Raw genomic sequence first — 25763 nt, 5'->3', positions numbered from 1 at the left:
CCGAACCATGAACAGTATCGTCAATCTGCCTCACGATGACCGCAGCTGCGGCTGGTATGCCGCGCTGCCAGAACCTGCGCCGAGCAAGCGCCTGAGTGGCGAACAGAACGCCGACTATGTGGTAATCGGCGCCGGCTTCGCTGGGCTTGCCGCCGCACGGCGCCTGGCCGAACACCTGCCGCAGGCGCGCATCATTCTGGTAGATGCCCAGCGAATTGCCTACGGCGCCTCCGGGCGCAACTCGGGTTTCGTCATCGACCTGCCGCACAAGTTCGCCCTCGAGCATCCCGACCCACAGCACAAACAACGCCTGTTGGGCCTGAACCGCTCAGCCATCGATCAACTGCAAACATTGATCGGCCGTCACAGCATCGAATGCCAGTGGTCCCATGCGGGCAAATACCAGGGCGCGGTGGGAGAACGTGGCGAGGGTTATCTGGATCACTTTGAAAAACTGATGGCCGACCTGGGCGAGCCCTATCGCGTAGTCGGGCGTGACGAACTGGCCGGTGTACTCGGTAGCCGCTACTACAGCCGCGCCATTTACACGCCCGGTTGCTTCCTGATGCAGCCTGCTGCCCTGGTACGTGGCCTGGGTGGTTCACTTCCCGGCAACGTTGAAGTGCTTGAAGAATCGCCAATCCGCACACTTCAGAAAGACCCCAGCGGCAAGTGGCTGCTGCGGGGCGACAACGGGCTGATCCGTAGCCCGCAAGTACTGCTGGGCACCAGCATCTTCACCCAGGAGTTCGGCTACCTGCGTAACCGACTCCTGCCGGTGATGACCTTCGCCAGCTGGACGCGGCCACTGAGCGATGCCGAGATGGCAGCGGTTGGTGCCCAGGCTGACTGGGGCCTGACCCCAGCTGACCACGCCGGTACTACTGTACGAATGACCCAGGACCGGCGCCTGATCATCCGCAATACCTACAAGCATGTTCCTCGCTACGGTCGCAGCATCTCCGATGCTACCCGCAACAAGATTCGCGATGACCATCGCAAGGCCTTCGCGGCGCGCTATCCGCAACTGGCACAGGTGCCGTTCACTCATACCTGGGGCGGGGTGTATGCGATCTCACGCAACTTTACCAACTACTTCGGCCAGCTCGATGACGGTGTTTACGCCACCGCCTGCGACAACGGCGTGGGCGCGGCCTGGGGCACCATCTCCGGCACGCTGCTGGCGGACATGGCAGTGGGGGCGGACTCCCGGCAATTGAGTGACATCCGCGCAGTGACTGGCATGCCTTCGCGTAACCCGCCTGAGCCGTTCTTGGGCATGGGTGTGCGCACCCGGATCCGCTGGGCAGCGTTCAACAGCAGGAGCGAAGTATGAGCCGCGCGCCAAGCGGCAATGGCCCCGTGCGTCTGGTCGACCACCGGGACCTGGACTTTGCCCAGCGGGGCGGCCCGCCTGGCGACGCGTGGGTAGCACGCGCCATCAGTAACGAAGTGTCGCCCAACCTGGGCATCGGCTTTGCCCGCTGGGAAGGTGCCGAAGTGGCCTGGACGGTGCTCTACGACGAAGTGATTTTTGTCATTGAGGGCTGTTTCGAATTGCAGGCCAACGGCGAGGTGTATCGCGTATCGCCAGGCCAGGTGCTGTGGATTCCCGAAGGCACGGAGCTGGTTTATGCAGGCCACGCGCTGTTCGGTTATGTGGTGTACCCGGGTGATTGGAAACAGCGCCACGGCCTTGCCTGACGACCGACCACTCCCCCCTTTCAAACGATAAAGCCAGCGACAGGAATGTCGCTGGCTTACCCTTGGAACGCGCCTATTCAACTGACATGGCGCCCATCAAACCGCTCGACCAGAAAATCGATAAACACCCTCACCCGCTACAGCAGTTGCCGGCCCGGGCCGATGAACACCGCATGCAGGATATCTTCCTCACCGCTTTCAAAATCCTCCAGCAACGGCACCCGTCGCCCGGCATTGATATCCGCCCCCACATGGAAATACGCCAAGCGCGCAATCCCCGCGCCACCGAAGGCCAGCTGTGGAAGAACAACCACGGGGTGCCGATCGATTAGGTGTGAGCCCGGCAGTTGCTCAGACACAACTGACACCGCACCCACTCGTGCCGTGGAGGCAAAAGTGATTACGCCAAGCTGTCCCAAGCCAGGTGCGCAGCCGCCATGAGCGCTTCATGTGCCTCGCACAACTGTTCGATAATCGAACAAAATCCCCTTATCCCTCTCTACTTGTGCCCCATCTTGCGGCACGCTATGGCCACGTCAGTAAACATTTCCCAAGCGCTGACTGGCCCCATCGCTTCAGAGCAAATCGGCCAGATCGACAATCCATCCTCCAGGAACAATCAGGATTTCGCTTTGATCAATAAAACGTTTGAGTCCATCGCCAGCGCGGTGGAAGGGATCACCGACGGTTCGACCATCATGGTCGGTGGTTTTGGCACCGCCGGCATGCCGTCCGAGCTCATCGACGCCCTGATCGACACCGGTACCCGCGACCTGACCATCATCAGCAACAACGCTGGCAACGGTGAGGTCGGCCTGGCCGCCCTGCTCAAGGCTGGCAGCGTGCGCAAGGTGGTCTGCTCGTTCCCGCGCCAGTCGGACTCCTACGTGTTCGACGAACTGTACCGGGCCGGCAAGATCGAGCTGGAGGTGGTACCACAAGGCAACCTGGCAGAGCGTATCCGCGCTGCGGGCTCGGGCATCGGTGCGTTCTTCTCGCCAACTGGCTACGGCACCTTGCTGGCCGAAGGCAAAGAGACCCGCGAGATCGACGGCCGCCAGTACGTCCTGGAAATGCCGCTGCACGCCGACTTCGCGCTGATCAAGGCGCACAAGGGCGACCGTTGGGGCAACCTGATCTACCGCAAGGCCGCTCGCAACTTCGGCCCGATCATGGCCATGGCCGCCAAGACCGCCATCGCCCAGGTCGACCAGATCGTCGAACTCGGTGAGCTGGACCCGGAACACATCATCACCCCGGGTATCTTCGTCCAGCGCGTGGTTGCCGTCACCGGCGCTGCCGCTTCTTCGATCGCCAACGCTGTCTGAGGCCTGCCATGACCATCACCAAAAAGCTCTCCCGCACCGAGATGGCCCAGCGCGTGGCCGCAGACATCCAGGAAGGCGCGTACGTCAATCTGGGCATTGGCGCACCGACCATGGTGGCCAACTACCTGGGCGATAAGGAAGTGTTCCTGCACAGCGAGAACGGCCTGCTGGGCATGGGCCCAAGCCCTGCGCCGGGCGAAGAAGACGATGACCTGATCAACGCCGGCAAGCAGCACGTGACCCTGCTCACCGGCGGCGCCTTCTTCCACCACGCCGATTCCTTCTCGATGATGCGTGGCGGCCACCTGGACATCGCCGTACTGGGCGCCTTCCAGGTGTCGGTCAAGGGCGACCTGGCCAACTGGCACACAGGCGCCGAGGGTTCGATCCCGGCCGTGGGCGGCGCGATGGACCTGGCCACCGGCGCCCGCCAGGTGTTCGTGATGATGGACCACCTGACCAAGTCCGGCGAAAGCAAGCTGGTGCCCGAGTGCACCTACCCGCTGACCGGCATCGGTTGCGTCAGCCGCATCTACACCGACCTGGCCGTGCTTGAAGTGACGTCCGACGGGCTGAAAGTGGTAGAGATCTGCGCCGACATCGACTTCGACGAGTTGCAGAAGCTCAGTGGCGTGCCGCTGATCCTCCCGTAACACGCCTCCCCCGCTTGAGGCTGTCGGGTACAGCCTCAAGTGCCTTGTACACCGCATGAAAGCACACGGTTGATCTCGGCAACCACCTGCCTGGTAGCCGCTTCAATCGTCCCTTCGTTGCGGCACAGAACCCACCCCTGCTGCACCGCCGCGCACTCGAATGCCTCGGTCGCTGCTGCCTGCTCTTCAAGCCTGAACAGCACCGTGCTGCTCAAGCCGCGGCGCCGTGCCCCCGCCCTCGCCCATGAAATCTCCGGGCTGGTGACCACCCCTACGTGCAGGTCCGGCACTCGCACGTTGTGCTCCAGGTTCAGTTGCAGAATCTCGGCAAACGGGACGATCCGGCGAAAGGCCGCCTCAGACGGGTACCAGCGATCGATCAGGATGACGCTGCCAATCGGCTGCCTGGGCAGCACGTGCTCGGAAATCCACCGACGGCTCTGGGCAAAGCGCTCGCACACTGCCCATTCCAGGTCGCGGGAAGGGTTGCGCACCAGCTGATTGACGAGTGCCATGGTTTCAGCCCTGAACGGGTCGCTCTTGCTCTCGCTCAGGCGGATCACCTTTTTGCCCTCTGCCCTCAGTGCTTGCGTGGCAGCCTCCAGCAGGGTGGTCTTGCCGGCGCCTTTGGGCCCATCGAGTGATACGAACAGCGAACGATTCATGCTTGAAACAACAAATGATGTGCGATTGATGGGCTCCATGTCATCGCAGCAGTCGCTTGGAGCGACCTGGCGAATCGAATGGAGTGCTGTGTACAGCCACGGCGACCACTCTACCCGGTTTCTGGCTGACGCCCCTAGAACCCGGAGGTTCAGGCCGCAAAACGATACCCGGCCCCACAGGAGCCATTCGCTTGCTCACTGTCGAAAAACCACCCGTCTCGAAGCCCTTGGCCTGCAAAAAGCCTAACGCTCTCTACTTGTGCTTCTCGCTAACCTGGATGGCCGTCGGATTCACACTCCTGTACCCTGCGCAGCACCGTTCACCCGATCCGGAAATCGATCTTGCCCCTCAGTTCCCTGACCACCCGTGAGGCCTATCAGGTGCTTCGCGATATCGCGCTGGGTATTCGCACGATGCACCGTGTGAGCGGGCAACGCTGGGCACAACGCCAGTGCGGCCAGATGACGGTGGAAGTCGAGGGTTGGGTACTTGCCTTTTGCATCGAAGGCGGCGCCCTGGATCACTGCGCCAGTTGTTACGCACCAGATGGCAGAGCCTATGTCTTCGACTCGACGCACAGGTTCGGCACCCACCCGATGGAGTTGATGAGCACCTGGGAGCACGAGCAATTGACCAGGCTGTTGGCCGAGCTCTAGGCGCGAAACGCTGAGTCGAAACCACTTCGACCCAGCCAGCGGTCCAGGGTGGGATGCTGACCACTGCCCAGCGGTTTACCCCCAAGGCCGTGGATTTCGCCTCGGTTCTGAACATCTGCACCTTCAATCTGGGGATCAGTTTGGGAGAAATGGCGGGGAGCAATTCATCGCGATGTTGAACGATGAGCGGCACTCATGCCTGACCAGCCAGGCCAACAGCACTCGAGCGACGATCGCCGCTGACATCTCGTCCGTGGCCAGCCTCGGCCAGCTTTCCAGCAGTCAGCTCGCCTCGCGCTACGGGCTCTGACCCCTTTGAAGTCACGCAATCGTGCAGGGAGTACAAATGTACTCCTCACGCGATTGGAGTCATTCCCCCCGATCGCCTGGCGCCATGCGGGCCAAGGCGTTCTGCCAGGTAATCGAGCAGTACCTTCACTTTCGGCAACCCTTCCCGGCTCTTCAGCCACACCAGGTTCATCGGCAGGCCATCGGTTGCCAGCGCCGGCAGCACCTCGACGAGCGCCCCCGCCTCCAGATGCGGCTGCACGACCCAGGTGGGCAGTTGCCCGATACCGTGGCCCGCCAAGATCGCGGAAACCTCCCCTTGGCCATCACCGACCGCAATCCTTGAATGCACCACCCGCCGCTCCATCTCGCCAGGTTGGCGCCCCTTGAAATACCAAGGGCTCACCAGGCCTGCGTCGTCGAGGTAACCGATGCAGTGGTGGTTTTCCAGGTCGCGCGCGCTCAGTGGTTCGCCGTGCGTGTGCAGGTAGGCAGGGGAAGCACAGAAAACCAGGCGTTGCGCGCCGAAATAACGGTGGCCCAGCGCCGCCGGCCACGCATCGGTGCCCCCGATACGTACCACGATATCGACGCCGTCGTGGACCGGGTCGATGAAGCGATCGGAGAAGGAAATATGCGGTTGCAGCTGCGGGTACCGATGGACGAAATCCCAGATCAGCGGCAGCACATGCTGGCGGCCGAATGCGGCAGGCAGGTCGATGCGCACCCGCCCGTGGGGCTCGTGGCTTTCGTTGACGATGGCCAGTTCGACTTCTTCCAGGTCGGCCAGCACGGCCGTGCAGGTGCGGTAAAACGTCGTGCCCGCCTCAGTCAGCGACAGCTGGCGAGTGGTACGCCGGAACAGGCGCGTACCGATTCGCTTTTCCAGCCGGGCAACGCCCTTGCTCACTGCCGAGCTGGTCAGCCCCAGCTGTTCGGCAGCGGCAGTGAAACTGCCCAGGTCTGCCACCGTAACGAACACATCGATGCCTTTCAGGCGCTCAGAGGAGTACATGGCGCGCACTGCCATTAGTGAATTCAATTCCGATCACTTGGTAATAATCTCCGCGAATAGCCAGCCATTTCTCAAATATCCTAGGGGAAATGAACCACTGAGCAAAGCGTGGCCATCCACTGCCGCTCAGCCGCAACTCACACTCTTCACGGAGACGCTCGATGAGCCTGTTCGACCGCTACACACTGGGCAATGCCACCCTCGCCAACCGTTTCGTCATGGCCCCGATGACCCGTTCGCGCTCACCCCAGGACATCCCCACCGTCGAGACGGCGCTCTACTATGCCCAGCGCGCGACCGCCGGCCTGATCGTTTCGGAAGGCACGCCGATCTCCCGCGAAGGCCAGGGCTACCTCTTCAACCCTGGCATCTTCACACCTGAACAGATCGCAGGCTGGCGCCTGGTGACTGATTCGGTACACAGCGTAGGCGGCAGGATCTTTGCCCAACTCTGGCACGTGGGCCGCGTCTCCCACACCTCGATCCAGGCGGGCGGCGCTGCACCGGTAAGCGCAAGCACCAAGGTCGCCGAAGGCGCGTTCGCATTCGGCTACGACGCGCAAGGGGTGGCGGGATTTCTGCAGACCTCGGTACCGCGCCAGCTCGCTACTGACGAAGTGGCGCGCGTAGTCAGGGACTTCGCTCAAGCCGCTGCCAATGCCATCGAGGCGGGCTTCGATGGCGTCGAGATCCACGGCGCCAACGGCTACCTCATCGAGCAGTTTCTCAACCCGCACGTGAACGACCGTACCGACCAGTACGGTCCCGACAGCCTGGAAAACCGCCTGCGTTTCGTCTTCGAAGTGGTGGACGCCGTCAGCGCCCGGATCGGCAAGGAGCGCGTCGGCATTCGCATCTCGCCTTACGGCCAGCTGATGGACATGCCCCTGTATCCGCAGATCGACGAAACCTACAACGCACTCTGTGCAGGTCTGGGCCAGCGCGGCATCGCCTACGTCCACGTCATGGACCAGACCCACTTCTTCCTCCGCTCGCAAACCGCCGAAGCCCGTGAAGAAGCGTTGAATGATCTGCTGCGCAACTGCCGCAAGGTACTTGGCTCGACGGCGCTGATCCTGGCGGGCGACCTCACGGTGGAGCGCGCCCAGGCACTGGTGGCGAGCGGCCTGATCGACCTGCCGGCATTCGGCCAGCCGTTCATTTCCAACCCGGACCTGGTCGCGCGGTTCAGAAACGGCTGGCCGCTCACCCAGCCCAACCGTGATACGTACTACGGCGGCGGCATTGAGGGATACGTCGACTATCCGCCATACGCGGCGTAGCCAAGCCTAAGCCGCTCTTGCCCAGAGCGGCTTTTTCACTTCTGGCTGAGCGCCACGATCGATCCACCCGACGCGACGAAGGTAGCCCCTGCCCCCGCTCGGTGCTCGACAGGTTCGGCTGGAACAGCTCAGTTGCGAGTGCTACGCGGTGGTGAAGGTTGCTGCCTTACTTGCCAGGCCCGGGCCCTGGAGATTGAAAGGCACGCACGCTCACGGCTTCATTTTCTGCCACGGTTGATAACTGTAACGTTCAGCTTCTGACGCCCTGGACGGGTCGGGGTGGCCGGAGCCTCTTTCGCTTTCCTTGAGTGCCGACTGATCGACGACGTCATCCGGATCTATCGGCTGTGCGCCTTTGACCTGCTCACCCTCTTCCTCTTCCTCGCTTTCGTCATCGTCCTGCCCGGTTGGCCAATCGTCTCCATCGGCCGCTTCAGGGCGTGGGGCGTCGATATCGCTAACGCTTTTGCCAGTGTTCATACGCACCTCTCGATGCTCGGAAAACCCGAGCTCATTCGAGTGTGCGCCTAGCCCGTCCAGAGAAGTTTTATATCGGACCGCCGGGGCTTATTGATAAACGCCAATAAGCGGCCGACCAGCGGAGCACCTGAACGTGCGCAGCAAAACCATGAACACCTGGCTGGAGCGATGGAGCAACAACGCCCAACTGCTGAGGCAGAACCGCTTCGACGCCAGCCAGAGCGCGCTGCATAAGCTCTGGGCACTGACCTGGCGCGAAGCGCAGACCCTGAGCTACGCCGACGCCTTCCGGGTCATCATGGCGTGTTTCATCTTCGCCACGCTGCGGGTGCCCTTGATGCGCAAGGCCCAGCCTCCGGCGCAACCGTCCGCCGACGCCCATTGCGCTACACAGTGATACACCACGCGCTCTGCCGGACACACCCCGGATAAATCCTGCTGACACCATGGCTGCGCCAGACGCGGCGGCACCCCGCACGCCGCGCCCACGCTTCGGAGCCTGCCATGACCCGTTCTGCCACTCCCTCCAGCCTGCAAGGCTGGCGCCTGTTCTGCCTGCTGAGCCTGCTGGTGCTGTTCATCACAGCCATCGCCCTCTGGGCCCAGCCACAATGGGTGGATGCCTTGCGCAGTGCTATCCGCGCGACGGCGCGCACCTCCTTTGCACTGTTCCTCGCCACCTTCCTCGCCTCGTCGCTGGCGACGCTGCTGCCCAGCACGTTCAGCCGCACCTTGCTGCGCGAACGGCGCTTCCTGGGGCTGGCGTTTGCGTTTTCGCACGCCGTGCATGCGGTGCTGATCATTCTTTATGTGCAGTACTTTCCCGAGGTGTTCTGGCAGGGCCGTAGCGCCGCCGCGAATATCCCCGGATCGATTGGCTATGTGTTCGTCATCCTGCTGGCGCTCACGTCCTCTGCCGCCGCCGTGAAGCGCCTTGGCGCCCGCGCCTGGAAAGGCCTGCACAGCGTGGGTAGCTGGGTGATCGCGGGGGTGTTTTTGCTGTCGCTCTACAAGCGCATTCCGATGGGCTCTTGGTACCCGCTCGGCTTCGCGCTGATGTTCAGCGCCGTTGCCCTCAAGCTGGCAGCCAAGCTGGCCGTGCACCTTGGGCGCAGCGCTCGCCTGGCTGCAGAGCCAGGCCGCTCTCGCTGAAATCGCCGTTTGCCAACCTTCAAACATGACGCCGAGGTACACATGACCCTGCTGACCCTCACCCCGATCAAACCCACCTTCCTGCACCTCGACCGCCTCGCTGCCTGGGGCTGGGACATCCCGTTACGGCTGTTCCTGGCCTGGGAGTTCTTCGAGTCCGGGCTGGAAAAATGGCATGGCGAGAACTGGTTCGAACAGATCCACGCCAACTTCCCCTTTCCCTTCAATCATTTTTCCGCAGGTTTCGACTGGCAGGTGTCGATGTGGGCCGAGCTGATCGCGCCGTTGCTCCTGCTGCTAGGCCTGGCGACCCGGTTTGCCTGCGCCTCGCTCATCGTCGTGACGCTGGTCGCCATCGCCGCCGTACACTGGCCCGCCCAGTGGTCGACGCTGGCAGAGCTGGCCCAGGGCTACAGCATCACCGACCACGGTTTTGGCAACTTCAAGCTGCCGTTGATCTACCTGGTCGCACTGCTGCCGTTGCTGCTCAAGGGCGCGGGTGGCTTCAGCGTGGATGCGCTGTCGGTGAATTTCTGGCCGAGGAAGCCATACAGCAAGTAGCCGATGGCGAGCACCAGGGTGCCGCCCATCACCGCTTCAAGGCCGCAGGCATGCAAGGCATACAGCGAATAGCCCACGGCAACCAGCAGCACTACCATGTTACGGGTGTAGACCGCAGGCGTGACCCCGGCTTTGTGCATGATCACCAGCAAACCGGTCAGCGCCGTGATGTAGGGGATGAGGTTGGTCACCGCCGCCAGGCTGACCAGCCTGCCGAACTGGGCGGCGGCATCGGGCGAGATGGTCGACAGGGCCATCACGGTTTGCAGCAAGGCGCACACGGTCATGCCGATTACCGGCGCGTTCATCGAATTGACCTTGCCGAACAGCTTGAGGAACAGGTCCTGGTCGGCGGTCATCTTGGCGGTTTGCGCCAGGGTGAACTGCCAGCCCAGCAGCGAGCCGACACAGGCCATGACCGCCAGGGCCATGACGACACTGCCCACGGCCGGGCCGAACAGCGTGCCATAGACCAGCGCAAAGGGCGCCGAAGACTTGGCCAGGTCGGCGTTGGGGATGATGCCCTGGATGACCGTGGTCGACAGCACGTACACCACCGCAGCCCCCAGCGTGCCGAACAGGCAGGCCAGCGGCACATTGCGCCGGGGGTTTTCCACCGCGTCGGTGGCCTGGGCTGCCGACTCCATACCCAGGAACGCCCACAGCGTCAGGGGTATGGCCTTGCTGATGGCTTCGAAGATCGGCAGCTGGTTGGGGTTCCAGGCCGCCATGAGGATCTCGGGCTTGAACCAGTACCAGCCGAAGATGCTCAGCCCCGCCACCGGAATGATCACGCCCCACACCGTGAACGCGCCGATCTTGCCGGTGATTTTCGGCCCGCCGAAGTTGGCGATGGTGGTCAGCCAGATCAACGTGATGGTACCGACGCACAGCGGTATCGCCCCTGTGCCCAGCCAAGGCACGAAGGCGGTCATGTAGCCCACGGCGGAAATCGCCACGGCCACGTTGGCAATGGCCAGGGACAGGAAGTACAGGTAGGAGCAGAGGAAGAAGCCCGATTTCGCATGGGCCTCTTCGGTATAGGCCGACAAGCCCCCGGAACGCGTGCAGAACACCCCGCACTGGGCCAGGCAGTAGGCGATGGCCATGGAGCCGACGGCGGTAAACACCCAGGACAGCAGCGAAACAGCCCCAAGCTGCGCCATGTTGGTGGGCAACAGGATGATCCCCGACCCCATCATGTTCACCGTCACCAGCGTCGTGAGCCCCATCAGGCTCATTTTCTTGCTTGCATCAGCCATCGCAGACTCCTTGTGCTTGAGGGGTTGGAATTGCGCCTGGCGATGTGCTGCAACGGGTCAGGAGCGACTGCCGTATTGGGTATAGATCATTTGCCGTGACTGTGACTGGGCGCCGGCTTGCCGGCGATGTGGTCAGCCCAGCAACGCCAGCATGCTCTGCGCATCGCTCACCTCGAGCTTGCCTGGCGCATCCACCGCCACATGTTTGACCACAAGGTCATCAACCAGCAACGCATAGCGCTGCGAGCGCCGGCCCATGCCGCGGGCAGAGGCGTCCTGGGCCAACCCCAGGGCGTCGGTGAGCTCGGCATTGCCGTCCGAGATCATGCTGACCGGGCCCTGGTCGGCAAAGGTCTTGCCCCAGGCGTGCATCACGAATGCATCGTTCACTGCCACACAGATGATTTCATCCACCCCCGCAGCAGACAGCGCCGGTGCAGCCGTCAGGTAACCCGGCACGTGGCGCTCCGAGCAGGTCGGCGTGAACGCCCCTGGCAGGCCGAAGATCACCACCTTCTTGCCCGCGCAGCGCTCGCGCAACGAAAACGCCTGCGGGCCCAGTGGGCAACCGCCCTGGCCATCGCTGAATGCATAAAGGGTCACATCGGGCAGTTGATCGCCGGACTTGATCATTACAGTCTCCTTGAGTTTGAACCTGCATATACGCTGCGCGGCATAGTACACCGGCACAGATGCGCCCGAGATGACGAAGGCAGGCTCGCCAGCTAGACTCCGAAGCTGAACATGACCGTAACCATCTCGTTTACCTGAAAATGTTCGGCAGTCACACAGGCCGCCGGTCTTTGGGAAACCAGCAGGAACCTATGACTGTGCACCCTCAGGTCAACTTGACCAACTGTGACCGCGAACCCATCCAGATTCCTGGCAGCATCCAGCCACACGGCTGCCTGCTGGCCTGTAACGCCTCGGCCAGTGTCATTCTGCGTCACTCCGCGAACGCTTCGGCGATGCTGGGCGTTGCTGGCGAGCTCAATGGCCAGCGGCTGGACGCGATCATCGGTGCCGAGGCCGCGCACACCCTGCGCAACTCGCTGGCGCGGGTCAAGGAGGCCTCGCGGCCGGCACTGTCGTTCGCCGTGGAGCTCGCCTCGGGCCGCGCATTCGATGTGTCCGGGCACCTCTACAAGGGCACCGTCATCCTCGAGTTCGAGCCCTCCGGCGCGAGCATCGCCGAGCCCGTCGAACTGGTGCGCACGGTGATCGCCCAGCTACGCGAGGTCGAACGTTCCGACAAACTGATCCAGGACACCGCCCGGCGCGTGCGCGCGCTGCTCGGCTACGACCGGGTGATGATCTACCAGCTGGGTACCGACGGCGCCGGCAAGGTGGTTGCCGAGGCCAAGCGCAGCGGCCTGGAGAGCTTTCTGGGGCAGTACTTCCCGGCTTCGGACATCCCGCAGCAGGCCCGTGCCCTGTACTTGCGCAACCCGGTGCGGATCATTTCCGATGCCAACTTCAAGACCGTTCCGATCGAGCCGGTGCTGGACCTCTCCGGCGAGCCGCTCGACCTGTCCTACGCGCACCTGCGCAGCGTCTCGCCGATCCACTGCGAGTACCTGAGCAACATGGGCGTGGGTGCCTCCATGTCCATTTCGGTGATCGTCGACGGTGCGCTGTGGGGCCTGATTGCCTGCCACCATTACGCACCGCGCACCTTGGCCATGGGCCAGCGGGTGGCGGCGGAGATGTTCGGCGAGTTCTTTTCCCTGCACCTGCAAACCCTGCGCGCCCGGCACACCCTGGAAGCCGCCGCGCATGCTCGCCAGGTGCTGGACAAGCTGCTGCACGACGCGCACCGCACCGCAGACATCGAGGCGCTGCTGCGCGCGCGCCTGTCGGACTTCAAAGCGCTGATCGCCTGCGACGGCATCGGCATGGCCCAGCAAGGCCGCTGGACCGCCGAGGGCCTGACCCCGCCGAAAGCGGCGATTCCCGGCCTGCTCAGCTTCGCCGAGGGGGTTGCCGAAGGGCGCACCTGGGCGTCGAACTGCCTGTCGATGGCCCACCCGCCCGCAGAGGACTATGCCCTCGAGGTGTCGGGCGTGCTGATGGTGCCGATGTCCCAGCACCCCAGGGACTACCTCATGCTGTTTCGCAAGGAGGTGGTGGAAACCCTGGACTGGGCCGGCGACCCGAACAAGACCTACGAAAGCGGCCCACTGGGCGAACGCCTGACCCCGCGCAAGAGCTTTGCGGTGTGGAAACAGACCGTACACCAGCACGCGCTGCCCTGGTCCGAGCAGGACCGCCAGTTTGGCGAGGCGATCCGCGCCGCGATCGTCGAGGTTGCCCTGCACAACAGCGAGCTGCTGGCCGACGAACGCGCCAAGGCGGATGTGCGCCAGCGCATGCTCAACGAAGAACTCAACCATCGGGTGAAGAACATCCTGTCGCTGATCGGCGCGCTGGTGGCTCACCCGACCTCGGAAAACCAGACCCTCAACAGCTATGTGGCCACCCTCAGAGGCCGCATCCAGGCCTTGTCACTGGCACACGATCAGGTCGTGCGGGGCGACGGCGGTGGGCGGTTCGCCACGCTGCTGGAAGCCGAACTGTCGCCTTATCGCACCTCGGCCGACGCCCTCGACCTGCGCGGCCCCGCCGTGCTGCTGGATGCTCGGGCCTATTCGGTAATGGCCCTGGTGCTGCATGAACTGGCCACCAATGCGGCCAAGTACGGCGCGTTGTCTCGGGCGGGCGGCACGTTGTCGGTGACCTGGGCGGTAGATGCCGGCGGCGCTTGCGAGATCACCTGGTGCGAGCGCGGCGGCCCTACCGTGCGCCCGCCGAGCCGCACCGGCTTCGGCTCTGTGCTGATCGAGCGCAGCATCCCCTTCGACCTGGGTGGCACCAGCGCTCTTGAGTACCGCCCGGATGGGCTGTATGGCGTGTTCAAGATCCCGGCCAAGCACCTGACCCTGATCGAGGACGTCACCCCTGACAGCCCTTCGGCCCCCGCACCAACAGCGCTGCCCGACTGCGCGGCCCTGGCGCAAGCCTGTGTGCTGATCCTCGAAGACCAGTTGGTCATTGCCGTCGGCCTGGAGCAGATTCTCGTCGATGCGCAAGTGGACGACGTCATCACCGCCAACTCCGAAACCGAGGCACTGAAACTGCTGGCCACGCGCAAACCGGATGTGGCTGTACTGGACATTAACCTCGGATCCGGCACCTCCATGGCTGTTGCCGACACGCTTGCGGGTCAGGGCATCCCGTTTCTGTTTGCCACCGGTTATGGCGACAGCGTGAGCATTCCTGCCCACCTGAAACACGTGCCGGTGGTGCGCAAGCCCTATGACGCAGCGTCCATCCTTTCGAACCTGGAAGCCTTGCTCGGCTAGGCAGCCTTCACGACTGCAAGGGTGCGCGATCACCCCATGGGAGATTCTAGGCTTCCCCTCAAGGACGCCCGAAGTGCAAGGGCATCTCCAATCACCATAACTTCATCGGCATAGTGATCACCAACCGCACCTCATCATAACTGCCATCGATCTGCCCACCCTGGGCACGGTGGTTGTATACGATTGTTCGCAGGGTTGTTTGACGCAAACTGCCGGACGGAATGACATAACTCAGCACCACACCATTTTCCTCATGCGCTGCATTGCGCAGGCCGCTCACCGCATAGCCGGCGTGACGACCATTGCGCCCGCCGCGATAGTGACTACCATCGATGCCCCAGCCCTTGGCGGCTGACGAGCGCTGGAGAACACCATGTCGAGCAGAGTCGGCGAAAGCTCTGCATGCAATGGCGTACTGCGAGCCCGCGTGAAGTAGCCCAGTTTAGGCCTTGCATACACCCGCCCCTCGTCCTCAAGCAACGAATAAGCGTACTTGGTGCTGGACACCGAGACGTTCGGCCGCTCGGCCAATTGGCGCAGCGACGGCAAGCGCTGTTCGACGTCCGAGGGTGCTGCTTCGATCCAGTCGAGTAGATAGCGGTACACAGCCTGATAGGTGTAGCTGGATTTACTGGTTTTCTTGGCATCCATACTCAATCATCAGTAATAAAAAGCTGACCCAGGTTCCAAGCTTCCCAAACACCGCCCGACCTGAGCGTTTCAGACACAGCCATGAACATGTGCATGTAAACCCGAGACTAGAGCGCCGTCAGCAAGCTCACAATAGCTAACGAATCGCTGACTTAAGGCTCGGAAAAGGACTACGACATAAATGACGTTTCTCGTTGCTAAACGCCGGAGAAATTGATTTCAAGCCAATTACCATTGGCGATCGCGCACGCCTCGGACGCAGCTCCCCCCAAAGGGTGATTTCGACCACCCCCGGAGTGTGGGAGCATTCCCCAGCCCCACCCCTGACCTTGTCCCTGATCGAACTCCCAAGACCAGTAGCGAGCCCGCTCGCCTGCTGCGGCGTCCTGCATTCCTTTTCAGGAGTTAGCAATGCATACAACAACAAATACAGACTCTGCCCCTGCCCATCACCCTGCGTCGCAACCTGCCGCTTCCGGCCGTTTCCGAAAATCCATGAGCATGACCGCGCTGGTGCTGTTCGGCCTCGCGTACATGGTGCCTCTGGCGGTGTTCACCACCTACGGTCTGGTCACCCAAATGACCAAGGGCCACCTACCCACCGCCTACATGCTCACCCTCGCCGCCATGCTGCTGACCGCCTACAGCTACGGCCGCATGGTCCAGGCCCACCCCTACTCCGGCTCCGTCTACACCTACACCCGCAAGGCCTTCGGCAGCCACTTCGGCTTCATCGCCGGCTGGACCCTGCTGCTCGACTACATCTTCCTGCCGCTGCTCAGCTACTTGCTGATCGGCATCTACATGTCCGAGTACTTCCCCGCCGTGCACGCCTGGGTGTGGGTGCTGGGCTCGATTGCCCTGGTCACCTTCCTCAACCTCATCGGCATCGAATCCATCACCCGGGTCAACTGGCTGCTGGTAGTGGCGCAACTGGTGTTCATCGTGGTCTTCGTCGCCCTGTCGGTGCGCAACCTGAGCGAGCAGGCGGCACCGGTGTCGCTGTTGGCGCCGTTCCACCACGAGGGCTTTAGCGTGCCGCTGGTGATGGCCGGCGCTGCGGTGCTGTGCCTGTCGTTCCTGGGCTTCGATGCGGTGTCGACCATGGCCGAGGAAACCAGCAACCCGACCAAGCGCATCCCCCAGGCGATCATGGCGGTGTCGGTGATCGGCGGGCTGCTGTTCCTGCTGGTGTCGTACTTCGCACAACAAGTGTTCCCCGACTGGGCCAGCTTCGCCGACCCGGACTCGGCCTCGGTAGACGTGATGCGCCGGGTCGGCGGCGAGCTGCTGGTCACCGGGTTTACCGCCACCTACGTGGCCGGCTGCTTCGCCTCGGCCATGGTGTCCCAGGCCAGCGTTTCGCGGGTGTTGTTCGCCATGGGGCGTGACGGTGCGCTGCCACGGGTGTTCGGCCGCCTGGTGACGAAGAAACGCGTGCCGGCCACGGCCATCATGCTGGTCAGCACGATGTCATTGGTCGCCTTGTTCATCACCCTGGACACGGTCGCCAACATGATCAGCTTCGGCGCGCTGTTCGCGTTCTCTGCAGTCAACCTGGCAGTGGTCAAGCACTACCTGCTCGACCAGAAGCTGCGCGGTGCACGCAACTACCTGCTGTTCGGCGCGATCCCGGTGCTCGGTTTCCTCAGCACGCTGTGGCTGTGGACCAGCCTGTCGAGCATGTCGTTCACCATCGGCCTGTGCTGGCTGGGCGTTGGTTTCCTCTGCCTTCTGGGCCTGACCAAAGCGTTCCGCGTGAGCTTGCCTGAGTTGCAAATGGCCGATTGATCCGGCATCGGCATCAATCGATGCGAACAATGCAATTCTCTAATCAATAGCCCTGTAGCACCCTCATCCGCCTATAAGAACCGTGCGCCGTCCCAGCGGCGCACGTCACAAAAGCGGTATGGAGTACAGGCAATGACAGCAGCAACCGCCTCCGGGCGCTCCCGCGCCGGCGCGATCTTCCGGGTCACGTCGGGCAACTTCCTCGAGCAGTTCGACTTCTTCCTCTTCGGTTTCTACGCCACGCAGATCGCGGCGGTGTTCTTCCCTGCCAGCAGTGAATTCGCCTCCCTGATGATGACCTTCGCCGTGTTCGGCGCAGGCTTCCTCATGCGGCCACTGGGCGCCGTGGTGCTGGGTGCCTACATCGACGAAGTGGGCCGGCGCAAAGGCCTGATCGTCACCCTGTCGATCATGGCCAGCGGCACGATCCTGATCGTGCTGGTGCCCGGCTACGAATCCATCGGCCTGCTCGCTCCCGCCCTGGTGCTGGTCGGGCGCCTGCTGCAGGGCTTTTCGGCCGGCGCGGAACTGGGCGGTGTGTCGGTGTACCTCGCCGAAATCGCCACGCCTGGCAGAAAGGGCTTCTTCACCAGCTGGCAGTCGGGCAGCCAGCAAGTGGCGATCATCGTCGCGGCGGCCCTGGGCTACGCCCTGAACCAATGGATGGCACCGGCGGTGATCGCCGACTGGGGCTGGCGCATTCCGTTCATGGTCGGCTGCCTGATCGTGCCGTTCATTTTCCTGCTGCGCCGCAACCTGGAAGAGTCCGAGGAATACGCCGCACGCAAGCACCGCCCGGCGATGGCCGAGGTGCTGCGCACCCTGCTACAGAACTGGGCTACCGTGCTCGCCGGCATGCTGATGGTGGCGCTGACCACCACCGCGTTCTACCTGATCACCGTTTACGCCCCCACCTTCGGCAAGACCGTGCTGCACCTGAGCACCGCCGATGCGTTGCTGGTGACCTTGCTGGTGGGCGTGTCGAACTTCATCTGGCTGCCGCTGGGCGGCGCGTTGTCCGACCGTATCGGGCGCCGTCCGGTGCTGATCGCCATGACCCTGCTGACCCTGGCCAGCGCCTATCCCGCGCTGACCTTCCTGGTCAACGCGCCCAGCTTCCTGCACATGCTGCTGGTGCTGCTGTGGCTGTCGTTCATCTACGGCCTGTACAACGGCGCGATGATCCCTGCGCTGACCGAAATCATGCCGACCGAGGTGCGGGTGGCGGGCTTCTCGCTGGCCTACAGCCTGGCCACGGCGGTGTTCGGTGGCTTCACCCCGGCGATCTCGACCTTCCTGATCCAGTACAGCGCCGACAAGGCAGCGCCGGGCTACTGGATGAGTTTTGCCGCGCTCTGCGCCCTGGGCGCGACGCTGTACCTCTACCGCAACTCGCGCGGTCAACTGCAACCGGCACTGTCCTGAAGGAGCACGCTCATGCGCAACGTATTGCACTCCCTCGCCCTGCTCGCCTGCGCGAGCCTGGGCAGCACGGCCCACGCCGAACAGCTGCGGGTGATGACTTCCGGCGGTTTCACCGCGGCCTACCAGGCGCTCGGCCCGAAATTCGCCGCCGCCACCGGCAACACCCTCGACACCGCCCTGGGCCCTTCGATGGGCCAGGCGCCCGAGGCGATTCCAAACCGCCTGGCCCGTGGCGAGAAGGCCGACGTGGTGATCATGGTTGGCTACGCGCTCGATGAATTGATCCGCCAAGGCAAGGTCGACCCGGCGTCACGGGTGGAGCTGGCCGACTCGCGGATCGGCATGGTGGTGCGCGCCGGTGCGCCGAAGCCGGACATCGGCAGCGTCGAGGCGCTGAAGAAAACCCTGCTGGCCGCTCAATCAGTGGCGTACTCGGACAGCGCCAGCGGCGTGTATGTGCAGAACCAACTGTTCAAGCGGCTGGGCATCGACGAACAGCTCAAGCCCAAGGCCAGCATGGTCGCGAAAATCCCGGTAGCCACGGAGGTTGCCAAGGGCAATTACCAGGTAGGTTTCCAGCAAGTGAGCGAACTGTTGCCGGTGCCGGGGGTGAGCTTTGTCGGCAAGCTGCCGGAATCCGTTCAGTCGGTAACGCGTTTCGCTGCGGGCATCCCGCTCAACGCGCAACATCCGCAACAGGCCAAGGCCCTGCTCGCCTACCTGGCCGCGCCTGATGCCCAGCAGACCGTGCAGGCTACCGGGCTGGATTCGGTCAGCCGCTGACCTCGACCTTCATGTCCACCACCAGGCGCTCCAGCGCCAACGCCGCCGGGGTCAAGGTACGGCCCCGGCGCTTGATCAGGCCGACGCTGCGCATGACCTGAGGCTCGGTCAACGCGATCGAGGTGAGGATCGGGTGGTCCGCCGCCGGCATCGCCATCGACGGCACCGCCGCCACCCCCAGCCCCGCCTCCACCAGGCCGATCATGGTGGTGACGTGGCGGGTTTCGCAGATGCTCTGGCGCTGGGGCGTGATGCCGCTCAGCGCCTGGTCGAGCAGGAAGCGGTTGCCGGAGGTCTTGCCCAGGGAAATGTAGGCCTGCTGGTAGAACTCGTCCCAGGTCACGCTGCTGCGCGTTGCCAGCGCATGGTCGCGCCGACACGCCAGCACGTAGCTTTCCTGCACCAGCGGCTCGAACTCGACATCGGCCTCCAGCGTGCCCATGAAACTCAGGCCGAAATCCGCCTCGCCATCGACCACTGCGCTTAACACCTGGTGGGCGCTGGCATCGAGCACCTTGACCTTGATCCGCGGGAATTGCCGGTGGTAGTGGGCGATGACCCGCGGCATGAAGTAGTACGCCGCCGAGGGTACGCAGGCGACCGTGACCTGGCCAAGCCGCGTCGAAGCCACTTCGCTGATGCCCAGCAGGGCGTTGTCCAGGTCGTCCAGCAAGCGCTCGACGCTGGGCATGAAACCGCGCCCGGCCTGGGTCAGGCTGACCTTGCGGGTGGTGCGCTCGAACAGCCGCACGCCCAGGGCGTCCTCCAGCTTGTCGATGCGCCGGCTCAGCGCCGGCTGCGAGATACGCACCGCCTCCGCAGCCTTGCGAAAGCTGCCTTGCTCGACCACCGCCCGAAAGGCTTGCAAGTCGTTGAGATCGAAGTTGATGGCCATGACGCGCACTCGGAAACCGGCGGATTGATGCAGCCATTTTATGAGTGTCGGCAATTAATGCAAAATGTTACAGCGCGCAGGGATGTCGTCTATCATCGCGCATTGAACGTTTCAGCCAGTTTCAGTAAGGATCCCGATGTCTGTTCAGGAATTACCCCCGCTCACCCTCGGCAAGGGCGCAGTGGGCAAGATGGAAGCGGCCATGGCCTTGGGCAGTTTTGCCATTGGCACCGGCGAGTTCGCGATCATGGGGCTGATGCCCGATATCGCCAACAACCTGCAGTTGAGCGAGCCGCAGGTGGGGCATGCCATCAGCGCCTATGCGCTGGGGGTGGTGGTGGGTGCGCCCGCGTTGGCGATACTGGGTGCCAAGCTGCTGCGCAAGCACTTGCTGCTGTTGCTGATGGCGCTGTATGCCATCGGCAACCTGGCCACGGCCTTCGCGCCGTCCTTCGCCGGCCTGGTGGCCTTCCGCTTCATCAGCGGCCTGCCCCACGGCGCGTATTTCGGCATCGCTGCGGTGGTGGCGTCGAGCATGGTGCCGAGCAACCAGCGGGCGGGCGCCGTGGCCCGGGTGATGATGGGGTTGACCCTGGCGATGTTGCTGGGCAACCCGATCGCGACCTTCCTTGGGCAGTTCTTCGGTTGGCGCTCGGCTTTCGTGCTGGTGGGGGTGATCGCCCTGTGCACCATCGCCCTGGTTGCGCGCTATGTGCCGCAACCGCGCGACGAGGCCCGCAGTGACCCGCGCAAGGAACTGCAGGCCTTCCGCCTGCCCCAGGTATGGATGGCGCTGGGCATCGCGTCCATTGGCTTTGCCGGCATGTTCTGCGTGTTCAGCTACCTGGCGCCGACCATGCTGCAGGTGACCCAGGTGGCGCCGCAGTGGATTCCGTTTGGCCTGGCGGCGTTCGGGGTGGGTGGCATTGTCGGCAACATTGCCGGTGGCAAGTTGTTCGACCGCTATCAGTTCCGCGCCGTGGGCATGGTGCTGGTGTGGTCGATGGCGGTGTTGCTGTTCTTCACCTTTGCTGCTCAGGCGTTGTGGAGCTTGCTACTGGGGATCGGGTTGGTCGGTACCATGATTGCGCTGGCGGCGCCATTGCAGATCCGCTTGATGGACATTGCCCATGAGGCGCCGAGTTTGGCGGCGGCATCCAACCATGCGGCATTCAACCTGGCCAATGCGCTGGGGCCGTGGTTGGGGGGGATGGCGATCAGTGCCGGGCTGGGCTGGACCAGTACCGGATACATTGGCGCCGCGGCGGCGCTGGTGGGCTTGGGTATCTACCTGATGGCGCGGCGAATGAAAGGCGGGCATTGATCTCAAGCGCCGGCACCAGACTTGTGGGAGCCGGCTTGCCGGCGATGAGGCCGGGGCAGGCAAACATTCTGCTTGGTCCCTATCGCCGGCAAGCCGGCTCCCACAGGGTAATCACTGGCGTCAATGGACGCGGAACGCAAGAGCACTTTTGTACTCCACCGCTCAATACCCCGTCATCTCCAGATACCCCCGCCCAGCCTCGCTCCCTTTCACCCGTACCGGCCCTTCCCAATACGCGAACCGCGTGGTCATCCAGGCCTTCGGCTCCAACGCCTCGACCTCGACATCCACCCGTACTGAAGGCACCTGCACCCGCCAGCGCGTGGGCACCGTCTTGCCATTGGCCTGCCGCGCCCAGGCCAGCGGTGTCAGCTCGATCTCCGCGCCTTGCAACGCCCGCGACTGCCCCTGGGCATCGACCCAGGTCCCGGCCCGATAGGGCTGGCCCTTGTCTTCACGCACCTGGAACAGCATCAACTTGGCGCCACCCTCCAGATGCAACGAAAACCAGTCCCACCCCCGCTGCCCCGCCGCCAGCGGCTGGCTGCTCCATTCCCGGTCCAGCCAAGCCTGGCCAGTCACCGCAATACGCTGGCCTGCGCGCTCGACCTCGCCAGTCACCTGGTAGAACGGCTGGCTGTAGTAGTACGACGCCTGGCCCTTGCCGGACTTTTCGCTGTAACCCTGCAAGCCATGCAGCACCAAAGGCTTGTCGGTGGCCAGGTGCAGGTCGTAGGCAAAACCTTGCCCGCTCGCTTGCATGCGCAGGCGCCCGATACCGGGATCACCTTGCAGGGACCAGTCATCGATCCAGGCCTGGAACGGTTCGGCCGTCACGCCCGCCTGCCCCACCCCGCCCCGCGCCAGCGTTTCACCAACCTGGTGGCCTCCCGGCCCGGTCAACGCCGCGTGGCCCATCCACAGGTTGGGGCTGTTCCAGTCGTGGGTTTCCGGCCCCGGGCGTAATGCCGAGCGGAACAAGGTCCATTGCGCACCCCAGGCGCGGCCCTGGGCATCTTCGAGGTTGGCGGTGATGTACCACCACTCGATGCGGTAGCCCTCATGGGCGCCGTGGTCGCGGGGGAACACCAGCGACACGCCGGGCGTCACCTGCCGGAACGCCCCGGCCTCGCTGCCCAGGCCGGCATAACCCTTGGGCGCCGGCGCAGGCACGTCGCACCCACCCAGCAGCAGGCAGGCCAGCAACAGCCAGGCTTCACGCTTCATCGGCGAACTGGCGCAGTAATTGGCTAGGCTGGCTGCGCGCCAGTTGCCACAGCGGCCAGACGCTGGCCGCCAGGCTGGTCAACAGGCCCAGCACCGCCAGCTGCAGCAGTTGCCCGGGAAAAACCTGCCAAGGCAAACGCCAGCCAAATGCCTGCACGTTCACTACCGCCACCAGGCACCAGGCCAGTAACAGGCCCAGGGGCATCGCCAGGAGTACGGTGAAGCCGCTGAGCATCAACGCCTGGCCCAGGCACAACCAACCCAGCCAGCGGCGCGGCACGCCCAAGGCCCACAAGGGCGCCAGTTGCCCGAGGCGGCGCTGGCCAAGGGTCAGCTGGCTGATGAACAGCGCCACCGCAGCCACGCCTAGGGTCAGGCTGTTGAGGGCCGCAGTGACGGCGAAGGTGCGGCTGAAGATCGCTGTCGACCAGGCCTTCAACTGGGCCTGTTCGACCAGCTGGTTGTCCGCCAGAGCAAAGCGCTGCTGCAGCGCTTGCTTGAGCGCCTCCACCTGCCCGGGCTGCACCAGCACGCTCAGGCCAGCCAGGCTGGCGGCCGGTGCATGGGTGCGCAACCAGTCGGCATTGACCAGCACATGGCCCTTGGGGTTGCCGTAATCGGCGTAGATACCCACCAGTGCCATGGCCTGCGACGGCTCGCCGGGCAGTGTCACGCGGTCGCCCAAGGCCAGGTGCAGCCGTCGCACCAGCTGCTCGCTGAGCATGGCACCTTGGCCTGCCGCCCATTGCGCCCAAGCGTCTGGCGTATTGGCCAGCAGCGGCCAATGCGCTCGGTAGAACGGGTGATCGATCACGCCTTGCACCTGCACCGGCCAGTGCTGCAAACGCCCCTCCATCCGCCAGCTCGGTAGCACTGCCTTGACCGCCGGTTCGTCGAGCAACCGTTGATAAAGCTGCTGCGCCTGGAGGCTGTCATGGGGGGTGATATACAAGTCCGCCGCCAGGCGCTGATCGAGCCACCCCATGAAAGTGCGGCGGAACCCTTCGGTCATACCACCCACGCCGATGCTGGCGGCCAATGCCAACAGCAGCGCCATCAACGCCAGGCTCAGCGCCGGGAGCTGTTGCCTGCTGTCGGCCACGAACCACTGGGTCAAGGGCGCCCGCGCCTGGCGTGCCAGCCCACCGAGCAGCAGGGCCAGCAGCCCGGGCAGCAGCAGCGCCGCCCCCAGCAACAACGCAGCCAGCAAGGCGAAGGCGCTGGGCAGGCTGTTGCCGAAATAGCCGCAACCCAATGCAACCACCAGAAACACGCCGGCCGCCAATGCCTGACGGCGCAGCCATGGAACCTGGGCCAAGCGCCACGCCTGCGGTTGGGCCAGCCCCAGCAACGGCAGGCGCGCCGCACGCAGCAAGCTGTCGAACCCGGCCAGCAAGGCCCCGAGCAGGCTCACCGCCATGCCCGTCAGCCACCACTGCCATGGCAAATGCAGCTGCCCCGCCACCTCGGCGCCGTACAGCCCCCGCAGGCTGGAGGCGAAGTCGGGCAGCAGCGCGGCAGCAATCAGGTAGCCGGCAAGCACACCTACCAAGCCCCCCAGCAGCGCGAACAGCCCCAGTTCCACGGTCAAGGCCGTAAGCAACGTACGCAGGCTCACGCCACAGGCGCGCAGGGTGCGCATCAGGCCGCGCCGCTGCTCCAGCGCCAAGCCGATGGCCGCATGAGCGATGAACAGGCCGACCACGAAGGCCAGCAGGCCCAGTGCGGTGAGGTTGAGGTGGAAACTGTCGGTCAGGCGCTGCAGGTCGGCGTCGTCGCTGGCCGGCTGCAGCCTCAGGCTGGCCGCGAGGTCCGCTGGCAGCGGCCGGTCGCTGTGGCTGATCAGCCGCGACAGTTGGCCCGGCGCCTTGAGCAAGGCCTGGGCCTGGCCGATGTCGACCACCAGCACACCCGGCGCGAGGTTCGCGCCGAGGGCCAAGGGCGGCAACAACTGCCCCTCTACGGTGCGCACTTGCTCGCCGGCCTTGCGGCCCAGTTGGCGCAGGGTATCCGGGCCGATCAGCGTTTGCCCGGGCGGCCCGACGAATGTCTGCAGGTCGAACGCCTGGGGTTCGGCACCTGCGACGGCCATGCCCGGCAACAGGCTCAGCGGCTCGATGCCCACCACCCTGACCCTATGCTGCGAATCAATCTGCAAACGCCCTTCGAGCACCGGCGTCACCTGCCAGCCTAGCCGGCGCAACTGCACATACAGCGCCTGGTCGAAACGCTCACCGCTGCGCGCCACCAGCTGTGGGTACGCCGCCCCGGCCAGTAGCGCACGGGCCTGGGCGTAGTCGTTGCGGGCCTGGCTGTTGAGCGCTTGCACCCCGGCCCATAACGCCGTGGCCAGGCACAACCCGGTGAAGATGCTGATGCCCTGCAAGCGGTGGCGCTGCCAGTGGCTGCACAGCGCCTGCAGGGCCAGCGCAAGGCTGTTCATGCCGCTTGCACCCGGCCCTGGTGCAGCACGCAGCGTTGCCGCAAGCGAGCGGCCAGGCGCTGGCTATGGGTGACCATCAGCAGCGTGCTGTCGGCCTCGTCCACCAGTTGCAGCAGCAGGGCCAGCACCTCGTCGCCGTTGTGTTCATCGAGGCTGCCGGTGGGTTCGTCGGCGAGCAGCAGCGCGGGCCGGCCGGCCAGTGCACGGCCGATAGCCAGGCGCTGTTGCTGGCCGCCGGACAGCTGCTCCGGGTAGCGCTGCAACACGTTCGCAAGGCCCAGCCTTTGTGCCAGGTGCGCCGCCCAGTCCTTATCGTGACGCCCCGCCAGGCGAGCCTGAAAGGTTAGGTTGGCGGCCACGTCGAGGCTGCTGATCAGGTTGTATTGCTGAAACACCAGGCCGATGCCCTCGCGCCGCCAATGGGCCAGGGCGGATTCGTCACGGGGGTTCAGGGGGTGGCCGTCGATGAGGATGCGCCCACCATCGGCGCGGTCGAGGCCGGCCAGCAGGTGCAGCAAGGTGCTCTTGCCGCTGCCGGATTCGCCCATCAGGGCCAGGCTGCTACCGCGGGCCAGGGTCAGATCGACACCGCGCAACACTGGCAGCGTGCCTTGTGCGGTGGTGAACGATTTCTGCAGCTGTTCGACGACCAGCATGGGTGGGGGCCTTTCGATGGAAGGGTCATTGCAGTATGGCGGTGAGATGACCCTATCGCTCTTCTGTGGGAGCCGGATTGCCGGCGATAGGGCCCTAACAGGCTGTCTACCCTGGCCTCATCGCCGGCAAGCCGGCTCCCACAAAAGATTGCGCGGGC

Annotated in this window: 25 protein-coding genes and 1 pseudogene; 15 read left to right on the top strand and 11 right to left on the bottom strand. The window is 64.1% G+C overall.

Going from position 1 to position 25763, the window contains the following annotated elements; translation table 11 throughout:
• Positions 1–7 precede the first annotated feature (7 nt).
• From KU43P_RS12915 to KU43P_RS12895, 5 genes are all read left to right on the top strand, one after another.
• Positions 8–1336 carry an NAD(P)/FAD-dependent oxidoreductase gene (locus KU43P_RS12915; protein WP_317663576.1) on the top strand — a complete coding sequence of 443 codons (1329 nt, stop codon included), beginning with the start codon at positions 8–10 and terminating at the stop codon, positions 1334–1336.
• Complete coding sequence (locus KU43P_RS12910) at positions 1333–1704, top strand: ethanolamine utilization protein EutQ (protein WP_317663574.1); 372 nt, start codon at positions 1333–1335, stop codon at positions 1702–1704. Before KU43P_RS12915 ends, KU43P_RS12910 begins: the two co-directional genes overlap by 4 nt.
• A 62-nt stretch (positions 1705–1766) precedes the next feature.
• Entirely contained in the window at positions 1767–2036 is a 270-nt protein-coding gene (locus KU43P_RS12905) for a hypothetical protein (protein WP_317663573.1), read from the top strand.
• Positions 2037–2336: 300 nt separating this feature from the next.
• Entirely contained in the window at positions 2337–3032 is a 696-nt protein-coding gene (locus KU43P_RS12900; protein ID WP_317663572.1) for a 3-oxoacid CoA-transferase subunit A, read from the top strand.
• Positions 3033–3040: 8 nt separating this feature from the next.
• On the top strand, positions 3041–3685 hold the full coding sequence (locus tag KU43P_RS12895; protein WP_317663571.1) for a 3-oxoacid CoA-transferase subunit B: 645 nt from the start codon (positions 3041–3043) through the stop codon (positions 3683–3685).
• A gap of 35 nt (positions 3686–3720) precedes the next feature.
• Here KU43P_RS12895 and KU43P_RS12890 read toward each other — a convergent pair whose 3' ends face one another.
• Positions 3721–4350, bottom strand: coding sequence for a dTMP kinase (locus KU43P_RS12890; protein WP_317663570.1), 630 nt, complete (start codon positions 4348–4350; stop codon positions 3721–3723).
• 342 nt (positions 4351–4692) lie between these two features.
• Between KU43P_RS12890 and KU43P_RS12885 the strand changes: the two genes are divergently transcribed.
• Positions 4693–5007, top strand: coding sequence for a hypothetical protein (locus KU43P_RS12885; protein WP_317663569.1), 315 nt, complete (start codon positions 4693–4695; stop codon positions 5005–5007).
• A 355-nt stretch (positions 5008–5362) separates the two neighbouring features.
• Here the strand turns inward: KU43P_RS12885 and KU43P_RS12880 are convergent, their stop codons facing one another.
• Positions 5363–6310, bottom strand: coding sequence for a LysR family transcriptional regulator (locus KU43P_RS12880; protein ID WP_317663568.1), 948 nt, complete (start codon positions 6308–6310; stop codon positions 5363–5365).
• 161 nt (positions 6311–6471) lie between these two features.
• Between KU43P_RS12880 and KU43P_RS12875 the strand changes: the two genes are divergently transcribed.
• Positions 6472–7593: an alkene reductase gene (locus KU43P_RS12875; RefSeq protein ID WP_317663567.1), complete on the top strand. Its 1122-nt coding sequence runs from the start codon at positions 6472–6474 to the stop codon at positions 7591–7593.
• A 210-nt stretch (positions 7594–7803) separates the two neighbouring features.
• Here the strand turns inward: KU43P_RS12875 and KU43P_RS12870 are convergent, their stop codons facing one another.
• The gene (locus KU43P_RS12870; protein WP_317663566.1) at positions 7804–8073 is read right to left on the bottom strand and encodes a hypothetical protein; all 270 of its coding nucleotides are present in this window, start codon (positions 8071–8073) and stop codon (positions 7804–7806) included.
• A 133-nt stretch (positions 8074–8206) separates the two neighbouring features.
• On the opposite strand from KU43P_RS12870, the gene KU43P_RS12865 reads away from it, so the two are divergent.
• The 3 genes from KU43P_RS12865 (at position 8207) to KU43P_RS12855 (ending at position 9786) form a co-directional block, all read left to right on the top strand.
• Complete coding sequence (locus KU43P_RS12865) at positions 8207–8470, top strand: hypothetical protein (protein ID WP_317663565.1); 264 nt, start codon at positions 8207–8209, stop codon at positions 8468–8470.
• Between the two features lie 107 nt (positions 8471–8577).
• Positions 8578–9225 carry a ferric reductase-like transmembrane domain-containing protein gene (locus KU43P_RS12860; protein WP_317663564.1) on the top strand — a complete coding sequence of 216 codons (648 nt, stop codon included), beginning with the start codon at positions 8578–8580 and terminating at the stop codon, positions 9223–9225.
• Between the two features lie 42 nt (positions 9226–9267).
• Positions 9268–9786, top strand: coding sequence for a DoxX family protein (locus KU43P_RS12855; protein WP_317663563.1), 519 nt, complete (start codon positions 9268–9270; stop codon positions 9784–9786).
• Here KU43P_RS12855 and potE read toward each other — a convergent pair.
• Positions 9684–11048, bottom strand: coding sequence for a putrescine-ornithine antiporter (gene potE / locus KU43P_RS12850; protein ID WP_317663561.1), 1365 nt, complete (start codon positions 11046–11048; stop codon positions 9684–9686). The two genes, KU43P_RS12855 and potE, sit on opposite strands and share 103 nt — an antisense overlap.
• A gap of 132 nt (positions 11049–11180) precedes the next feature.
• Entirely contained in the window at positions 11181–11681 is a 501-nt protein-coding gene (locus KU43P_RS12845; protein WP_317663560.1) for a peroxiredoxin, read from the bottom strand.
• A gap of 191 nt (positions 11682–11872) precedes the next feature.
• Here KU43P_RS12845 and KU43P_RS12840 point away from each other — a divergent pair, with 191 nt between their 5' ends.
• Complete coding sequence (locus tag KU43P_RS12840) at positions 11873–14410, top strand: HWE histidine kinase domain-containing protein (RefSeq protein ID WP_317663558.1); 2538 nt, start codon at positions 11873–11875, stop codon at positions 14408–14410.
• 91 nt (positions 14411–14501) lie between these two features.
• Here the strand turns inward: KU43P_RS12840 and KU43P_RS12835 are convergent, their stop codons facing one another.
• Positions 14502–14744, bottom strand: coding sequence for an OprD family outer membrane porin (locus tag KU43P_RS12835; protein WP_317663798.1), 243 nt, complete (start codon positions 14742–14744; stop codon positions 14502–14504).
• Positions 14745–14758: 14 nt separating this feature from the next.
• Positions 14759–15061: pseudogene (locus tag KU43P_RS12830) on the bottom strand (GntR family transcriptional regulator); the annotation flags it as partial.
• Positions 15062–15472: 411 nt separating this feature from the next.
• Here KU43P_RS12830 and KU43P_RS12825 point away from each other — a divergent pair.
• The 3 genes from KU43P_RS12825 to KU43P_RS12815 all read left to right on the top strand — a co-directional run bounded on the left by KU43P_RS12825 (position 15473) and on the right by KU43P_RS12815 (position 19060).
• Entirely contained in the window at positions 15473–16852 is a 1380-nt protein-coding gene (locus KU43P_RS12825) for an APC family permease (protein ID WP_317663556.1), read from the top strand.
• A gap of 132 nt (positions 16853–16984) precedes the next feature.
• Entirely contained in the window at positions 16985–18277 is a 1293-nt protein-coding gene (locus KU43P_RS12820; protein WP_317663554.1) for an MFS transporter, read from the top strand.
• Positions 18278–18289: 12 nt separating this feature from the next.
• On the top strand, positions 18290–19060 hold the full coding sequence (locus KU43P_RS12815; protein ID WP_317663553.1) for a substrate-binding domain-containing protein: 771 nt from the start codon (positions 18290–18292) through the stop codon (positions 19058–19060).
• Here KU43P_RS12815 and KU43P_RS12810 read toward each other — a convergent pair.
• Positions 19050–19955, bottom strand: a complete 906-nt coding sequence (locus tag KU43P_RS12810) for a LysR family transcriptional regulator (protein ID WP_317663552.1) — start codon at positions 19953–19955, stop codon at positions 19050–19052. The genes KU43P_RS12815 and KU43P_RS12810 overlap by 11 nt on opposite strands.
• A gap of 136 nt (positions 19956–20091) precedes the next feature.
• Between KU43P_RS12810 and KU43P_RS12805 the strand changes: the two genes are divergently transcribed.
• Entirely contained in the window at positions 20092–21279 is a 1188-nt protein-coding gene (locus KU43P_RS12805) for an MFS transporter (RefSeq protein WP_317663551.1), read from the top strand.
• A gap of 162 nt (positions 21280–21441) precedes the next feature.
• Here KU43P_RS12805 and KU43P_RS12800 read toward each other — a convergent pair whose 3' ends face one another.
• Genes KU43P_RS12800 through KU43P_RS12790 form a run of 3 tightly spaced genes read right to left on the bottom strand, consistent with a single transcriptional unit; the run spans position 21442 to position 25605 of the window.
• Entirely contained in the window at positions 21442–22506 is a 1065-nt protein-coding gene (locus KU43P_RS12800; protein WP_317663548.1) for a lipocalin-like domain-containing protein, read from the bottom strand.
• Complete coding sequence (locus KU43P_RS12795) at positions 22496–24949, bottom strand: ABC transporter permease (protein ID WP_317663546.1); 2454 nt, start codon at positions 24947–24949, stop codon at positions 22496–22498. The genes KU43P_RS12800 and KU43P_RS12795 overlap by 11 nt, the downstream gene beginning before the upstream one ends.
• Positions 24946–25605, bottom strand: a complete 660-nt coding sequence (locus KU43P_RS12790) for an ABC transporter ATP-binding protein (protein WP_317663544.1) — start codon at positions 25603–25605, stop codon at positions 24946–24948. Before KU43P_RS12790 ends, KU43P_RS12795 begins: the two co-directional genes overlap by 4 nt.
• Positions 25606–25763: the final 158 nt, after the last annotated feature.

Origin of the sequence: Pseudomonas sp. KU43P (assembly GCF_033095865.1) — a bacterium.
Classification (GTDB): domain Bacteria; phylum Pseudomonadota; class Gammaproteobacteria; order Pseudomonadales; family Pseudomonadaceae; genus Aquipseudomonas.
Note: the sequence above shows the minus strand (reverse complement) of the source record. Positions and strands in the feature narration are given on the sequence as shown.

Bases quoted from the DNA above. Each gene is read 5' to 3' on its own strand.
- KU43P_RS12915 (WP_317663576.1), top strand. From the start codon at position 8: ATGAACAGTATCGTCAATCTGCCTCACGATGACCGCAGCTGCGGCTGG.
- KU43P_RS12910 (WP_317663574.1), top strand. From the start codon at position 1,333: ATGAGCCGCGCGCCAAGCGGCAATGGCCCCGTGCGTCTGGTCGACCAC.
- KU43P_RS12895 (WP_317663571.1), top strand. From the start codon at position 3,041: ATGACCATCACCAAAAAGCTCTCCCGCACCGAGATGGCCCAGCGCGTG.
- KU43P_RS12890 (WP_317663570.1), bottom strand. From the start codon at position 4,350: ATGAATCGTTCGCTGTTCGTATCACTCGATGGGCCCAAAGGCGCCGGC.
- KU43P_RS12880 (WP_317663568.1), bottom strand. From the start codon at position 6,310: ATGTACTCCTCTGAGCGCCTGAAAGGCATCGATGTGTTCGTTACGGTG.
- KU43P_RS12875 (WP_317663567.1), top strand. From the start codon at position 6,472: ATGAGCCTGTTCGACCGCTACACACTGGGCAATGCCACCCTCGCCAAC.
- KU43P_RS12870 (WP_317663566.1), bottom strand. From the start codon at position 8,073: ATGAACACTGGCAAAAGCGTTAGCGATATCGACGCCCCACGCCCTGAA.
- KU43P_RS12860 (WP_317663564.1), top strand. From the start codon at position 8,578: ATGACCCGTTCTGCCACTCCCTCCAGCCTGCAAGGCTGGCGCCTGTTC.
- KU43P_RS12855 (WP_317663563.1), top strand. From the start codon at position 9,268: ATGACCCTGCTGACCCTCACCCCGATCAAACCCACCTTCCTGCACCTC.
- potE (WP_317663561.1), bottom strand. From the start codon at position 11,048: ATGGCTGATGCAAGCAAGAAAATGAGCCTGATGGGGCTCACGACGCTG.
- KU43P_RS12845 (WP_317663560.1), bottom strand. From the start codon at position 11,681: ATGATCAAGTCCGGCGATCAACTGCCCGATGTGACCCTTTATGCATTC.
- KU43P_RS12840 (WP_317663558.1), top strand. From the start codon at position 11,873: ATGACTGTGCACCCTCAGGTCAACTTGACCAACTGTGACCGCGAACCC.
- KU43P_RS12825 (WP_317663556.1), top strand. From the start codon at position 15,473: ATGCATACAACAACAAATACAGACTCTGCCCCTGCCCATCACCCTGCG.
- KU43P_RS12820 (WP_317663554.1), top strand. From the start codon at position 16,985: ATGACAGCAGCAACCGCCTCCGGGCGCTCCCGCGCCGGCGCGATCTTC.
- KU43P_RS12815 (WP_317663553.1), top strand. From the start codon at position 18,290: ATGCGCAACGTATTGCACTCCCTCGCCCTGCTCGCCTGCGCGAGCCTG.
- KU43P_RS12810 (WP_317663552.1), bottom strand. From the start codon at position 19,955: ATGGCCATCAACTTCGATCTCAACGACTTGCAAGCCTTTCGGGCGGTG.
- KU43P_RS12805 (WP_317663551.1), top strand. From the start codon at position 20,092: ATGTCTGTTCAGGAATTACCCCCGCTCACCCTCGGCAAGGGCGCAGTG.
- KU43P_RS12800 (WP_317663548.1), bottom strand. From the start codon at position 22,506: ATGAAGCGTGAAGCCTGGCTGTTGCTGGCCTGCCTGCTGCTGGGTGGG.
- KU43P_RS12795 (WP_317663546.1), bottom strand. From the start codon at position 24,949: ATGAACAGCCTTGCGCTGGCCCTGCAGGCGCTGTGCAGCCACTGGCAG.
- KU43P_RS12790 (WP_317663544.1), bottom strand. From the start codon at position 25,605: ATGCTGGTCGTCGAACAGCTGCAGAAATCGTTCACCACCGCACAAGGC.